The sequence below is a fragment of the Amycolatopsis sp. NPDC114503 genome (genome assembly GCF_055633655.1).
On the sequence record NZ_JBVKDT010000008.1, the window covers coordinates 355,664 to 369,752 of the forward strand.

The 14,089-nt window shown below is 70.0% G+C and carries 15 protein-coding genes; 8 read left to right on the forward strand and 7 right to left on the reverse strand.

Annotated features, from left to right (window positions below; genetic code table 11):
- Positions 1 to 61 precede the first annotated feature (61 nt).
- Entirely contained in the window at positions 62 to 1,252 is a 1,191-nt protein-coding gene (locus ACZ7OI_RS32625; protein ID WP_470267919.1) for an MFS transporter, read from the forward strand.
- A gap of 4 nt (positions 1,253 to 1,256) precedes the next feature.
- On the opposite strand, the gene ACZ7OI_RS32630 is transcribed toward ACZ7OI_RS32625, so the two are convergent.
- Positions 1,257 to 1,913: an O-methyltransferase gene (locus ACZ7OI_RS32630; RefSeq protein WP_470267920.1), complete on the reverse strand. Its 657-nt coding sequence runs from the start codon at positions 1,911 to 1,913 to the stop codon at positions 1,257 to 1,259.
- 235 nt (positions 1,914 to 2,148) lie between these two features.
- Here ACZ7OI_RS32630 and sigE point away from each other — a divergent pair, with 235 nt between their 5' ends.
- The 5 genes from sigE (at position 2,149) to ACZ7OI_RS32655 (ending at position 6,726) form a co-directional block, all read left to right on the forward strand.
- A complete protein-coding gene (gene sigE, locus ACZ7OI_RS32635) occupies positions 2,149 to 2,763 on the forward strand; it encodes an RNA polymerase sigma factor SigE (RefSeq protein WP_037353366.1) in 615 nt (204 codons plus the stop codon).
- Positions 2,760 to 3,434: an anti-sigma factor family protein gene (locus ACZ7OI_RS32640; RefSeq protein ID WP_470267921.1), complete on the forward strand. Its 675-nt coding sequence runs from the start codon at positions 2,760 to 2,762 to the stop codon at positions 3,432 to 3,434. Before sigE ends, ACZ7OI_RS32640 begins: the two co-directional genes overlap by 4 nt.
- Positions 3,435 to 3,849: 415 nt before the next feature.
- Positions 3,850 to 5,382 carry a S1C family serine protease gene (locus ACZ7OI_RS32645; RefSeq protein ID WP_470267922.1) on the forward strand — a complete coding sequence of 511 codons (1,533 nt, stop codon included), beginning with the start codon at positions 3,850 to 3,852 and terminating at the stop codon, positions 5,380 to 5,382.
- Between the two features lie 98 nt (positions 5,383 to 5,480).
- On the forward strand, positions 5,481 to 5,909 hold the full coding sequence (tatB, locus tag ACZ7OI_RS32650) for a Sec-independent protein translocase protein TatB (RefSeq protein ID WP_470267923.1): 429 nt from the start codon (positions 5,481 to 5,483) through the stop codon (positions 5,907 to 5,909).
- A gap of 310 nt (positions 5,910 to 6,219) precedes the next feature.
- On the forward strand, positions 6,220 to 6,726 hold the full coding sequence (locus ACZ7OI_RS32655) for a hypothetical protein (protein ID WP_470267924.1): 507 nt from the start codon (positions 6,220 to 6,222) through the stop codon (positions 6,724 to 6,726).
- Between the two features lie 65 nt (positions 6,727 to 6,791).
- Here ACZ7OI_RS32655 and ACZ7OI_RS32660 read toward each other — a convergent pair whose 3' ends face one another.
- From ACZ7OI_RS32660 to ACZ7OI_RS32675, 4 genes are read right to left on the reverse strand one after another with little or no spacing between them, the layout of a single operon-like run.
- Positions 6,792 to 7,937 carry an Mrp/NBP35 family ATP-binding protein gene (locus tag ACZ7OI_RS32660; protein ID WP_116204745.1) on the reverse strand — a complete coding sequence of 382 codons (1,146 nt, stop codon included), beginning with the start codon at positions 7,935 to 7,937 and terminating at the stop codon, positions 6,792 to 6,794.
- Between the two features lie 25 nt (positions 7,938 to 7,962).
- A complete protein-coding gene (locus ACZ7OI_RS32665; RefSeq protein ID WP_470267925.1) occupies positions 7,963 to 8,460 on the reverse strand; it encodes a DUF1003 domain-containing protein in 498 nt (165 codons plus the stop codon).
- Positions 8,453 to 9,754: a magnesium transporter MgtE N-terminal domain-containing protein gene (locus ACZ7OI_RS32670; protein WP_470267926.1), complete on the reverse strand. Its 1,302-nt coding sequence runs from the start codon at positions 9,752 to 9,754 to the stop codon at positions 8,453 to 8,455. Before ACZ7OI_RS32670 ends, ACZ7OI_RS32665 begins: the two co-directional genes overlap by 8 nt.
- A 57-nt stretch (positions 9,755 to 9,811) precedes the next feature.
- Entirely contained in the window at positions 9,812 to 10,726 is a 915-nt protein-coding gene (locus ACZ7OI_RS32675) for an aminoglycoside phosphotransferase family protein (RefSeq protein ID WP_470267927.1), read from the reverse strand.
- Positions 10,727 to 10,811: 85 nt separating this feature from the next.
- Between ACZ7OI_RS32675 and ACZ7OI_RS32680 the strand changes: the two genes are divergently transcribed.
- A complete protein-coding gene (locus ACZ7OI_RS32680) occupies positions 10,812 to 11,693 on the forward strand; it encodes a slipin family protein (protein ID WP_470267928.1) in 882 nt (293 codons plus the stop codon).
- Here ACZ7OI_RS32680 and ACZ7OI_RS32685 read toward each other — a convergent pair.
- The gene (locus ACZ7OI_RS32685) at positions 11,678 to 12,277 is read right to left on the reverse strand and encodes a DUF4190 domain-containing protein (RefSeq protein ID WP_470267929.1); all 600 of its coding nucleotides are present in this window, start codon (positions 12,275 to 12,277) and stop codon (positions 11,678 to 11,680) included. The genes ACZ7OI_RS32680 and ACZ7OI_RS32685 overlap by 16 nt on opposite strands.
- Before the next feature lie 58 nt (positions 12,278 to 12,335).
- Positions 12,336 to 12,671 (reverse strand): DUF4190 domain-containing protein, encoded by a 336-nt coding sequence (locus ACZ7OI_RS32690; RefSeq protein ID WP_470267930.1) that lies wholly within the window; start codon positions 12,669 to 12,671, stop codon positions 12,336 to 12,338.
- 169 nt (positions 12,672 to 12,840) lie between these two features.
- Between ACZ7OI_RS32690 and ACZ7OI_RS32695 the strand changes: the two genes are divergently transcribed.
- Complete coding sequence (locus ACZ7OI_RS32695; RefSeq protein ID WP_378405902.1) at positions 12,841 to 14,031, forward strand: acyl-CoA dehydrogenase family protein; 1,191 nt, start codon at positions 12,841 to 12,843, stop codon at positions 14,029 to 14,031.
- Positions 14,032 to 14,089 lie beyond the last annotated feature (58 nt).

Below are 14,089 nucleotides of genomic sequence, written 5' to 3' on the forward strand. Positions count from 1 at the left end.
TATGAATGATGGCAGATCAACGTATTAGACGTATTGATTAGCCAAGCTTACTTTCAAGGTCATGCGCTCCTCCGCCCGCCGGGTCAAGGTCGCGGTCGCCGCCGCGGGCTTCACGTCGTTCGCCCTGCTCTACGCCCCGCAAGCGGTCCTGCCGCAGCTCGCCGGGCAGTATCATCTCGATCCCGGCGGCGCGGCGCTCGCGGTGAGCGTGGCGACCGGTGCGCTGGCGATCTCCGTGCTGCCCATCGCCGCGTTGTCCGAGGTGGTCGGCCGGCGGCCGGTGATCATCGCGTCCGTCGTGATCTCCTCGGTGCTCGGGCTCCTGCTGCCGCTGATGCCGGACTACTCGCTGCTGCTGGTGCTGCGCGCGGTGCAGGGCGTCGCGATCGCCGGATTCCCCGGCGTGGCCACGGCTTACCTCGTGGAACGGCTCGGGAAGACCGGCGTCGCGGCCGCGGTCGGGGCGATGATCGCGGGCAACACCATCGGCGGCATGACCGGACGGCTGGCCACGGGATTCACCGCCGGTCCGTTCGGCTGGCGCGGCGCGCTGTACGTGGTGGCCGGGATTTCGCTGGTCTGCGCGGTCGTGACGGTGGTGATGCTGCCGCCTTCGCCGGTCAAGACGGGGGATCGGCAAGGCCTTCGCGACATCGGCGCCGGCCTGCTTACCGCGGTGCGGCGGCCGGTGCTGCTCGCGCAGTACGCCGTCGCGCTGCTGGCCATGGGGGCGTTCGTCGCGCTGTACAACGCGGCCGGGTTCCGGCTGACCGGCGCGCCGCTGAACCTGTCGCCGGCGATCGCGTCGCTGGTGTTCGTGTCGTACGCGCTCGGCTCAGTCTCGTCGGCCACGGCCAACCGGCTGTCCGCGCGGATCGGCCGTCGGCAGGCGCTGGTCGGGGTGCTGGCGCTGACCGCGGTCGGCGCGCTGCTGACGATCCCGGACTCGCTGCCGTTGATCGTCGTCGGCTTCCTCGTGCTGACGACGGCGTTCTTCGCCGCGCACTCGATCGCGAACAGCTGGGCCGCGGCCGAGGCCCCGGAGAACGCGCGCGGCCAGGTCGGCGGGCTGTACATGCTCATGTACTACCTGGGCAGCAGCGTCGGCGGCGGGGTCGGCAGCGTCGTCTACGGGCGGGCCGGGTGGAACTGGCTGATCGTGGCCGTCGTGGTGTGGCTGGGGCTCGCCGTGGCGGCAGTGCAGGTGGGCACGCGGGTCCGGAGCGAGAAGAGGGTGCTGGTGAGCAGCTAATCGCTCACGAGCAGGCCGTTGCCACCAGCAGCCCGCCACCGACCGGCAGCAGCGCCGGGATCAGCCGGTCGTCCTCGCGGACCGCGCGCGCGACCTCGCGCAGCGCCATCGTCTCCGGGTCGCGCCGGGACGGGTCGGTGAGCCGCCCGCCCGCCAGGACCTGGTGGAACACGATCACCCCGCCGCGGCGCAGCAGCGCGACTCCCTGCTCGTAGTAGCCGGGGTACTCGATCCGCGCGGCGTCGACGAACACCAGGTCGTAGCCGCCGGGGGTGAGCCGCGGCAGCACGTCGAGCGCGCGGCCGACGATGAGCCGCGTCCGGCCCGGCGGGTATCCCGCGTCGAGGAAGGTCTTGCGCGCCGCCCGCTGGTACTCCGGTTCGACGTCGATCGAGGTCAGCACGCCGTCGGCAGCCATCCCGCGCAGCAGGTAGAGCCCGCTCACGCCGGATCCGGTGCCGACCTCCACGACCGCCCGCGCGGCGACCGTCGCGGCGAGAAAACGCAGCGTCGTGCCTGCTCCGGGGGCCAGCGGGGCGCAACCGAGGTCGACCGCGCGCAGCCGTGCCGCGGTCAGCACGTCGTCGTCGGGCAGGTACCCGTCGACCTGCTCGGCGCCGACCGCCCCGGTCTCGGCCGCCGCCTCTGTCCCCGAACTCACGCGCGAAGGTTAGCGCTGGTTGTCGATAAATCAGCGAAGGCTCCCTGGTAAGCGCCTTCCGGTCCGGGGGAAAGCCCCCGAAAACCCTGGAAAGGCCCTCGCCGGCCAACTTCTCAGGCTGCTCTCAGATCGGTCTCATGAGTTCCATAAGGAAGCTCGGCAGACTGAGTCTCAACCACACGGGAACACCGTGTGCCCGGCCCGCGTTGGCAGAGGTGAAGAGGAGTTGACCCAGATGGAGGTGCCTGCTCCCCTGATGCAGAACGCCGAACTGCCGGAAGCCGCTCCGGTGACCGTGGACGCAGCCGAGGCGGCCTGGACGCCGCCCTCGTGGGACGAGGTCGTGCGCGAACACGCCGACCGCGTCTACCGGCTCGCCTACCGCCTCACCGGCAACACGCACGACGCCGAGGACCTGACCCAGGAGACGTTCATCCGCGTCTTCCGGTCGCTGGCGTCGTACAAGCCCGGCACCTTCGAGGGCTGGCTGCACCGGATCACCACGAACCTGTTCCTCGACATGGCGCGCCGCCGCTCGCGCGTGCGCATGGAGGGACTGCCCGAGGACACCGACCGGATCGTCGGCGACGACCCGAGCCCGGAGCAGCACTACAGCGACACCCACCTCGACCCTGATCTGCAGGAGGCGCTCGACGAGCTGCCGCCGGAGTTCCGGGCCGCGGTCGTGCTGTGCGACGTGGAAGGACTGTCGTACGAGGAGATCGGCGCGACGCTGGGCGTCAAGCTCGGCACCGTGCGCAGCCGTATCCACCGCGGCCGCTCGGCGCTGCGCGCGTCGCTCGAGCGCCGTCGCGCGACCCGAGAGGAATCTGCGAAGGTGTCCGTATGACCGGCTGGCGTTTCGCCGAATCCCACCTCATGCCCGACGCGGTAGTCGCACTGGTCGACGGCGAGCTGACGCCGATCGCCCACGACCGGGCGCTCGCGCACGTCGCGCGCTGCCCGGACTGCGCGGCCGAGGTGACCTCGCAGCGGCAGGCCGTCGCCGCGGTGAAGGACGCGGGCGCGCCGTCGATGTCGGCTGGCTTCCTGGCCAGCCTCCGGTCGATTCCGGAACACACTGATCTGCCCGGTTCGCCGGACAACCTCGCGGTCACCGCCGATGGCCAACTGGTGGCCATCCAGCGGCCGGACCGCGTGGCCGGGTTGCGCGACGCCGGGGTGCTCGGAGGTGCCGCGCCGTTGGGAACAACCGCGCCGCTCGGGCAGTCGGCGAACGTGCTCGGCGGCGGAAGGTTCGGCTTCAGCCGGAAACGGGCGGCGCAAGGGGCCGGGGTCGTGGTGTCCGGGCTCGTGCTGAGCGCGCTCGCGCTCGTCGGGACCTCGGCGGATAGCGGGGAAGGGTCCGGCGGGACTGGGCCGGTGCGGGTGCCTAATGCGAATTTGCTGCCTGCGCAGATGAACGTGCCTAAGGCTGGTGGCGGGGCGGAGTCGGTGTCTCCGGAGCCGGAGGTCGAGCCTGAGGTGATTCGGGCGGGGGCTGCTGTCGCGGCTCGGTAGGTCGGAGGGTTCGGCTCGTCGCCTGGCGGCGACATTGCGCCCTGGTGGGTTGGGGGCACCCCGAAGCTGATTGTGACGACGGACGGCGGGTGCTTGTCAAGGCGGGAAAGATGCCTTGACAAGCACCCGCCGTCCGCGTTTTTGGCTTCGTATCGGGGTGCAGGGCCGGGTGTGGCTGCGCTGGTGGGTTGAGTGCGCGGGCTGCGGTTGGGGACGTGGGGACGCGGTGATTGTGGGTGCCTTGGTGGGTTGGGTGCGCGGGTCGCCTTGGGTGGGTGGGGCGCGTGGTTTGGCTGAGTTGGCGGGTGAGGTGTGCGGGGGCAGGCAACAGGCATTTCACTGCGGTCTGGGCAGACTCTCCCTAGGCTTGGGTATCGTCGACTCCCAGCCTTACTGAACCGCTTCCCGGGGAATGATGACCGACCAGCCGAACGCTAATTCTGACCAGTCTGGTGCCGTGGGGACGGACCGGTTGGGTCCTCGGCCGCTTGAGCGGCCTGCGGTGGATCAGCAGCAGGCGGCTGTCTTCGGGCGTCCGCACGGGGTTGAGGGGGCGTTCGACAAGCTTTACACCCCGCCGCCGAACGGGAATGGGCAGCAGAAGCTCAGTCTCGCGCCGCCGACGCCCGAGTCTCTCGCGGAGGCGTTCAGCAGGCCTGCGGGGGCCGAGGGTGTGCGGTTGCAGCGGCCGCTCGAGGCGTCCGGGGAGAACGGCGCCGCGGAAGATCCGTTGTGGACTGATGCCAGCGATCCTTGGCGGGATCCGGCGGCTGGGGCTGTGCTGGCTGGGCCCGCGGTCGTTCCGGAGGACGACGAAGGCGAGAAGCCGAAGCTGCCCAGCGGTGCGCAGTTGAGCTTGCCTGAGGTGTTGTTCGGGCGGCGGGTGCAGCCGAAGGCGTTGGCGTTGCTCGGCGTCGTCGCGTTGGTGATCGGCGCGGTGGGCGGGCTGGTCGGCTGGTGGGTCGCGGACACCGGGTCCTCGCTGACCGGCAGTGCCACGATTTCCGAGGCGGACGCGGCCAAGGAGCGGCCTCCGGGGTCGCTCGCGGACATCGCGCGGCGGGTGGCGCCGGCGGTGGTTTCGCTTGAGGTGGTCAAGCCCGGGGCGGACAGCGGCGAGCAGGGTTCCGGCGTGGTGATCGACCCGCAGGGGTACATCCTCACGAACGAGCACGTGGTCGCGACCGCGGTCGGCGACGCGGCTACGAAGATCACCGCGGTGTTCAACGACGGGACTCGCACCGAGGCCAAGGTCGTGGGCGCGGATCAGAAAACCGACCTCGCCGTGGTGAAGGTCAACGTGTCGAACCCGGTCGTGATGCAGGTCGGCAAATCGTCCGCGCTGCAGGTCGGGGACGCGGTGATCGCGGTCGGGTCGCCGCTGGCGCTGCAGAACTCGATCACCTCGGGCATCGTCAGCGCGCTCGACCGGCCGGTCACCGCGGGCGGCGACAACGGGGCGGCTCCGGTCACCTACTCGGCCATCCAGACCGACGCCGCGATCAACCACGGCAACTCGGGCGGGGCGCTCGTCGACTCGACCGGTGCGCTGGTCGGGATCAACTCCGCGATCCGCTCGTCCAGCTCCGACGGCGGCAGCATCGGCATCGGGTTCGCCATTCCCAGCGACTACGCCATCAAAATCGCCAAGGCGCTGATCAAGGACGGCAAGGTCAAGCACGCCGACATCGGCATCAACGCGGCCTCGACGGTCGCCGGTTCGTCGACGATGGGCGCGCAGGTGCGCAACGTCGCGCCGGGCGGTCCGGCCGCGGGCGCGGGGATCAAGGAAGGCGACGTGATCACCAAGATCGGCGACCACGTCGTGCGCGACTCCGCCGAGCTGACCGTCGCGGTGCGCAGCCACGACCCCGGCCAGGTGGTTCCGGTGCAGCTGGCCCGCGACGGCGCGCTGCTGGTGGTGGACGTCACGCTCGGGTCTGACTGACACCCGTTCTTAAGCTGCCGTGCGACGTTCGGGCCTGCCGGGGCGCGAAACGGCCCGGGTAGTCTTGGGCGGGGCAGCACCGAGCGGAGGTTTCACGGGTGTTCGACAGTGTCGGCTGGGGCGAGATCCTCGTGCTCATCATCGCGGGGCTTTTCATCCTCGGACCCGAACGGCTGCCGGAAGCGGCGGCCTGGATGGCGAAGAGCGTCCGCAAGGCCCGCGACTTCGCGACCGGCGCGCGCGAGCAGCTGCGCGAGGAGATGGGCCCGGAGTTCGACCAGCTGCGCAAACCCCTCGAAGACCTCCGCGGCCTGCGCAATCTCGACCCGAAGCGGGTGGTCACGCAGCATTTGTTCGACGGGGATTCGGATCCGCTGGGGTTGAACGGCTTCAAGAACGAGCTGAACGGGTCGAACGGATCCAACGGCTCGAACGGCGCGCCGACGATCAAGCCGCAGACCGCGCTGCCGCAGCCGGAGCCGTTGAAGCCTGGCGAGCGTCCGCCGGTGGACCCGGACGCCACCTGACCGTTCGGGCGCGGCAATCCCGGTGGGAACCGCGATCCTCGTTCACGACCAGTTGTGCGAACCGCTCGAAGGTTTGCGTGGCCTGCGTAATCTCGGTCCCGCGCGGGATTTGTTCGACGGGGATTCGGATCCGCTTCGATCAAGCCGCAGACCGCGCTGCCGCAGCCGGAGCCGTTGAAGCCCGGCGAGCGTCCGCCGGTGGACCCGGACGCCACCTGACCACGGCCGAGCGGCCAAGCCGACGCGCGACGCGCTGATCAGGCTCGGTAGCCTCAGGGCATCAGCTCAACCGACCCTGGAGGTTCCCGATATGTCACGCCGTGCGGCTGCGCTGGCCGGAACGATCGCTGCGGCCGCCTTCGCCGTCGCCGGGTGCAGTGCCGACGACGAGCCCAGCACCAAGGCTCCCGCCACCTACACCTCGGTCCCCGCCCCGGCGATGCCGTCCTCGTCGGCTCCGGCGAGCAGCGAGGCGAGCGCTCCCGGGAACGGCGGCGCCACCGGTGAGCAGCCGAACGTCAAGCGCGGCGCGCAGACCGGCGAGGCAGGCGTTGACGTGCTGGTCACCGTCGCCTACCAGGGCGGGAAGGTCACGCCGCCGGCTGGGGCCGTGGACGTCAAGGTCGGCAACAAGGTGAAGATCAAGGTGACGTCCGACCAGTCGCAGAACATCGATGTCGAGGGCCTGCCCGACAAGTCGGCTGATGTGTCCGCGAAGAAGCCCGAGGACATCGACTGGACGGTGACGAAGCCGGGCGACACCAAGGTGACGCTCCGCGAGTCCGGTGCCCTTCTGGTGACCGTGCACGCCTCCTAAGCGCACAAAAAGAGGCGCGCACCCGCGAAAGGTGCGCGCCTCTTTTGCTGTCCAGGGGTCCAGGGTCAGCGACCGGCGGGGCTGACGTTGAGCATCATCCCGGCCAAACCGCGCGCCCGGACCGACAGCTGCTTCGCCGCGTCCTTCAGCACCAGCGACGCCGGTGCCTCCGGGTCGGACAGGACGATCGGCGTGCCCTCGTCGCCCTGTTCGCGCAGGCGCGGGTCCAGCGGGACCTGGCCCAGCAGCGGCACCGTCGAGCCCACCGACTTCGACAGCGAATCCGCGACCGTCTGGCCGCCGCCCGCGCCGAAGACCTCGATGCGTTCGCCGGTCGGGGTTTCCAGCCACGACATGTTCTCGATCACGCCCGCGACGCGCTGCCGCGTCTGCATCGCGATCGCGCCCGCGCGCTCGGCCACCTCGGCGGCGGCCTGCTGCGGCGTGGTCACCACGAGGATTTCCGCGTTCGGGATCAGCTGCGCCACCGAAATCGCGATGTCGCCGGTGCCCGGCGGCAGGTCCAGCAGCAGGATGTCCAGGTCGCCCCAGAACACGTCGGCCAGGAACTGCTGCAGCGCGCGGTGCAGCATCGGGCCGCGCCACACCACCGGGGCGTTGCCCGGCGTGAACATGCCGATCGAGATCACCTTCACGCCGTGTGCCTGCGGCGGCATGATCATCGTGTCGACCTTGGTCGGCTTCTCGCGCGCGCCCAGCATGCGCGGCACCGAGTGGCCGTAGATGTCCGCGTCCACCACGCCGACCGACAGCCCGCGCTCGGCCATCGCCACGGCCAGGTTCACCGTCACCGACGACTTGCCGACGCCGCCCTTGCCTGACGCCACGCAGTAGACCCGCGTCATCGAACCCGGCTGCGCGAACGGGATCACCGGCTCCGCCGCGTCGCCGCGCAGCGATTTGCGCAGCTCAGTGCGCTGCTCGTCGCTCATCACGTCGAGCTCGACCCGCACGTCGGCGACGCCGGGGAGCTTCGAGACGGCCTTCTTCGTGTCCGCGGTCAGCGTCGCCTTCAGCGGACAGCCCGCGACCGTGAGGTAAATCCCGACGTCGACCACCCCGTCGTCGCCGACCGCCACGTCCTTGACCATGCCGAGGTCGGTGATCGGTTTCTTGATTTCCGGGTCGTACACGTCCTTCAGCGCGGTGCGGACGTCGTCGACGCTGGGGAGCTGCTGTGTACCAGTCACGCTTCCATCGTACGTACTGCCCAGTTCAGCTTTGCTTGGCCTTGCGCGGCTTGGGGTCCACGTCGAGATCGTCGCGCAGCCGGTCGAGTTCGCTGCGCAGGTAGTCGCGGGTCGCGACCTCGCCGACGGCCAGCCGCAGCGCCGCCAGTTCGCGGGCGAGGTACTCGGTGTCCGCCTTGGTCTGCGCGGCGCGCGTGCGGTCCTCCTCCAGCGACACCCGGTCCCGGTCGTCCTGGCGGTTCTGCGCGAGCAGGATCAGCGGCGCGGCGTACGCGGCCTGCGTCGAGAACGCCAGGTTGAGCAGGATGAACGGGTACGGGTCCCACCGCAGCGACACCGCGACCAGGTTCAGCACGATCCAGACGACCACGATGAGCGTCTGCCAGAACAGGTACTTCCCGGTGCCGAGGAACCGCGCGATCCGCTCGGTGAACCGGCCGAAGGTGTCCGGGTCGATGTTCAGCCGCAGACGGGCCTGGCCGCGCGGCTGGTCGAGCCTGCGGCCGGTCCTGAGTTCAGCCACGGTCGGCCTCCTGGAGATCAGCGCCGTCGGCGACGTCGTGCAGTCCGGTTTCGCGCCAGTCGTCGGGCAGCAGATGGTCGAGCACGTCGTCGACGGTGACGGCGCCGAGCAGATGGTCCTCGGCGTCGACGACCGGGCCGCACGCCAGGTTGTACGCCGCGAAATACCGGGTGACCTCGGACAGCGTCGCCTCCGGGCGCAGCGCGGTGAGGTCGGTGTCCACCGCGCTCGCGACGAGTTCGGCGGGCGGTTCGCGCAGCAGCCGCTGGAAATGCACGACGCCGACGAACCGGCCGGTCGGCGTTTCGGTCGGCGGACGGCACACGAACACCATGCTGGCGAGCGCGGCGGGGAGTTCGGCGTTGCGGATGTGCGCCAGCGCCTCGGCGATCGTCGCGTCCGGCGTCAGCACCACCGGCTCCGGCGTCATCAGACCGCCCGCGGTGTCCGACGAATACGCCAGCAACCGTTTGACCGGCGCGGATTCCTCCGGCTCCATCAGTTCCAGCAGCCGGCTCTGCTCTGCCGGGGCGAGTTCGGCGAGCAGGTCGGCGGCGTCGTCCGGGTTCATCGCCTCGAGGATGTCCGCGGCGCGTTCCTCGGCGAGGTAGGCCAGCAGTTCCTTCTGGTCGTCCTCGGGAAGCTCCTCGATGACGTCCGCGAGCCGTTCGTCGTCCATCGCGTCGGCGACCTCGTGGCGGCGCTTGATCGGCAGGTCGCGCAGCGTCGCGGCGACGTCGACCGCGCGCATCGTGTCGAACAGCATCAGCAGCTGGCCCGCGCCTTGCGGCTGTCCGGTCAGGTCGGTGAGCCCGAGCCCGGAGACCTCGCTCCACGGCAGCACCTGCATCGCGGCGCGCCGGCGGCCCAGCGTGAGCCGGGTCGAGCGCTCGCGGACGGCGAGCTTCGCCAGCACCCAGTCCCGCGTGCGGGTCGGCTCCATCGCCGCGTCGACCACGGTCACCCGGGTTTCCGTGCCGGTGAGCGTCGCGTGCGCGTCGAGAAGCTGCCCGCACACCAGGACCTCGTTGGGCCGCTGGTGGAAATGCCGCATGTTGACCGAACCAGTGGCGAGCGTCACGGCGTTCGGTTCGATCGAGGTGACCCGCAGCATGGGGACGAACACCCGCCGCCGGGTCGCCAGCTCCACGACCATGCCGAGGATCCGCGGCGGCTGCTGGTCCAGCCGCAGGCCGGCGACGACGTCGCGGACCTTGCCGATCGATTCCCCGTCGGGCCCGAATACCGGCAGACCCGCGAGCTGTGCTGCGTAAACCCGGTTTGTGCCTGCCATGGCGCCGACACTATCGGCTGCCGTCCGTGCGCGCTCGTGCCGTGGCTCGGCGAATTCTCAGCCAAGCAGCGCCCATCGGGTCAGCGCGGGCAGCGTTTCGGCGGAGGGGCCGTCGTCGTCCTCGTCCAAACCGCCGAAATCGACAAGATCCTGGGCATGCCACAACCGGTTCTGCACTGACCGGACGAGCGTCCACGCCTTGGCGCGGTCGCGGTCCAGACCGCTCGCGGCGAGCTTAGAGTCCAGTGTGGATTCGCTGAACCGGTTCCACAGCAACGAAAGCGCGCCGTATTCGAGGTCTCCGGCGAGCGGCTTCGGGTCGATCACCAGCCACGGTTCGCGGGTGCCGGACAGGACGTTTTCGTAGTGCAGGTCCTCGTTCACCAGCGCGTTGCCCGCTTCCGGACCGAGATCGCGGCACACCTCCAGCGCGGCGTCCAGTTCCCGGCGGGGGAGCGGTTCGTCCAATTCCCGCCACGATTTGGGCAGTTCCTCCAGCAGTTCCTCCGCGACGGCGGACAGCGTGCGGGTGAGTTCGGCAGGCGCGGGCACGGCGAGCCGGCGGGCGAGTTCGCTCATGATCTCGACGGCGGGCAGCAGCGGTTCCCCGTCGAGCGTCCGGCTGTCGTCGAGCCGCTCCAGCAGCATCGCGCCGTCCTCGGGCGCGGACTCGTGCAGCAGCACCGATCCTCGACCGGCCCATGTGGACAGTGCGAGCGGTTCGTCGCGCGATTCTTCTTCCACCCAGCCGAGTTTGAGCACCACGCGGGAACCGTCCGCGCGCCGGGCGGGCTGGACGACGCCGACGTAGCCGTGCCGCGCGGTGTCCTCGAACTCCAGCTCCCACTTCCGGGCGTACCGCCGCGCGAGCGACGGCAGCGACGCGAGCCACGGGACGGCTTCCGGGCCGAGCACCTTGGGGGCGCGTTCAGCGAAGGCGGGCGGGATTTCCCAAACGGTCACAACGCCCATTCTGGTCGGCCGCGCAAACCGTTTCCGGGGGTGCCCGGCGCGCGTACAGTGAACGGAAAGGGGTTTGGCGAACCCGGGAGCTGCCATGATCGTCGAGATTGTCAGCGCAGTGGTCGTCGCGGGCGGGGTGTGGCTCGCCTCCGCGGTGCGCGTGGTGAAACAGTACGAACGCGGGCTGGTGTTCCGTTTCGGCCGGGTGCGCGCGCAGGTCCGCGATCCGGGCCTCGCGCTGCTGTTGCCGGTGGCCGATCGCATGCAGAAGGTGAACATGCAGGTCGTGACGCTGCCGGTGCCCGCGCAGGACGGCATCACCCGCGACAACGTCACGGTCCGGGTGGACGCGGTCGTGTACTTCAAGGTGGTCGACCCGGTGCTGGCCACGGTCCACGTGCAGGACTACCGGTCGGCGATCGGCCAGGTCGCGCAGACGTCGCTGCGGTCCATCATCGGCAAGAGCGACCTCGACGACCTGCTGTCGAACCGCGAACGGCTCAACGAGGGCCTCGAGCTGATGATCGACAGCCCGGCGCTGGACTGGGGCATCCACATCGACCGGGTGGAGATCAAGGACGTCGCGCTGCCGGAGTCGATGAAGCGCTCGATGTCGCGCCAGGCCGAGGCCGAACGCGAACGCCGCGCCAGGGTGATCTCCGCGGACGGCGAACTGCAGGCGTCCCACAAGCTCGCCCAGGCCGCCGCGACGATGGCGGACACCCCGGCGGCGCTGCAGCTGCGGCTGCTGGAGACGGTCGTGCAGGTGTCGGCGGAGAAGAACTCGACGCTGGTGCTGCCGTTCCCGGTGGAGCTGCTGCGGTTCCTGGACGCGCGGACCGACCCTCCGGCGAAACCGGCCGCAGCCAAGCCGCCGGAGCCGCGATCGCCGTCGACTTCAGAAGAGACCAGCAACGGGCAGGCCGCTCCGCCCGAGGTCGAGGCGAGCGACCTGCCGGATCAGCGGTCGAGGTAGCCGTTGAGGCCGAGGACCAGCAGCGTCACGAAGAAACCGACCCACAGCGCGACCGCCACGTAGCCGAGCACGACGGCCGACAGCGCCATGGTGCGTCCGCCTGCTTCGTCACGGCCGGCCTTGGACAGCGCGACGTGCCCCATCGCGAGGCCGGGGACCGCGAGGACGCACGTCACCAGACCGAGCAGCGAGCACACCAGCGCGCCGACCGCGAGCCCGGTGTCGGAGTTGTTCGCGTACGGCTGGTAGGGCGCACCGTAGGGCGGCGGAGCCGGAAAGGCGTGGTACGCGGGCGGCGGCGCGAACGGATCCGGTTGCGGCGCAACGGGATACGGCGCCGCGGCGGGAGCCGGTTGGTCGCCGGGAGCTGGTTGGTCGCCGGGCAACTGCGCGACCGGGCCGGGGTCGGGTGCGGTCCAGCCCGGCGGGGGAACCAGCGGGTCAGCCTCCGAAGTGGACGGGACGGCGTCCGCCGTGGCCTCGTACGGAGCGGGCTCGGCGGTGGCCGGCGGCTCGTACGGAGCGGGGTCCGCGGTCGGCGGCGGCTCGTAGGCCGCCGGTTCGCGGTCGGACGGAGTGGTCATCGGGGCTCCCTCGAGGTGCCGGGTTCGAAGGACGACGCTACCGGGAATCGCGGCGGCATCAGCCGAAAACTCCGGACTGGACCAGCGCGTGCACGACCAGCGGGAGGACGATGCTCCAGACGATCAGCGCGGCGTAGCCGATCACGAACCCGGCGACCGCCAGCGCGCCGCCGGTGCCGCGGCCGCGCCGGGCCCGGTAGAACGCGATGTGCCCCATCACGATCCCCGCGATGGCCAGCGGCCCGCACACCACGAATCCGGCGATCGAGCACACCAGCGAGCCGAGCGCGAGCCCCGCGCCCGGCTGCGGGCCTCGCGGGGGATAGGGCTGGTGCTCGTACGACGGGTGCTCGTAGCCGTCGCGCCCAGCAGGCTCGTCGCTGCCCTCGCTCATCGGGATCCTTCTCGCGGTTTCGGGTGGATCAGCACCTTATCCGCACCTTAACGGGGGAAACCGGGGCCTGGCGTGAGCACCCTCATAGCCGCTCGGGCGCGAACCAGTCATACTCCCCGGTAACCCCAGCGCCGGGAGCCGGCGTCGCCCGCAGTGAGGAGCTGAGCTCATGGCCCGTCTCGCCCGGACCGCCGGCCTGACCGATGTGCAGCAGGAGATTCTGTCCACGGTGCGGTCGTTCGTGGACAAGGAGATCATCCCGCACGCGCAGGCGCTGGAGCACGCCGACGAGTACCCGGCGGAGATCGTCGAGGGCATGAAGGAGATGGGCCTGTTCGGGCTCACCATCCCCGAGGAGTACGGCGGCCTCGGCGAATCGCTGCTCACCTACGCACTGGTGGTCGAGGAGATCGCGCGCGGCTGGATGAGCGTGTCCGGCGTGATCAACACGCACTTCATCGTGGCGCACATGATCAAGCAACACGGGACGCCGGAGCAGAAGCAGCATTTCCTGCCCCGGATGGCGACCGGCGAGGTCCGCGGCTCGTTCTCGATGTCGGAACCGGATCTTGGCTCGGACGTGGCGGCGATCAAGACCCGCGCTAAGCGCGAGGGCGACGATTACGTGATCGACGGCGCGAAGATGTGGCTGACCAACGGCGGTTCGTCGAACCTGATCGCGCTGCTGGTGAAGACCGACGAGGGCGCGGAGAAGGCGCACCAGAACCTCACGACGTTCCTGGTCGAGAAGCCGTCCGGGTTCGGCGAGGTGCTTCCGGGGCTGACGATTCCGGGCAAGATCGACAAAATGGGCTACAAGGGTGTCGACACCACGGAAGCGGTGTTCGACGGCTTCAAGATCGGCGCGGACAAGGTGCTGGGAGAGGCTCCGGGCAAGGGCTTCTCGTACATGATGGACGGTGTCGAGGTCGGCCGCGTGAACGTCGCGGCGCGCGCGTGCGGGATCGCGATCCGGTCGTTCGAGCTGGCGATCGCTTATGCCCAGCAGCGCACCACCTTCGGCAAGCCGATCGCGCAGCACCAGGCGATCGCGTTCAAGCTCGCGGAGATGGCGACCAAGGTCGAGGCCGCGCACTTGATGATGGTCAACGCCGCCCGGTTGAAGGATTCCGGCGCCCGCAACGACGTCGAGGCCGGGATGGCGAAGCTGATCGCCAGCGAGTACTGCGCCGAGGTGACCCAGGAAGCGTTCCGGATCCACGGCGGTTACGGCTACTCCAAGGAATACGAGATCGAGCGTCTCATGCGCGAGGCCCCGTTCCTGCTCATCGGCGAAGGCACCAGCGAAATCCAGAAAACCATCATCAGCCGCGGCCTGCTGCGGGATTACAAAGCCTGACCCGCGTTTCGCCGGAGTTCGCGCGCTCCGCCGGTTCTTGACAAGATAGAGCCCTCGG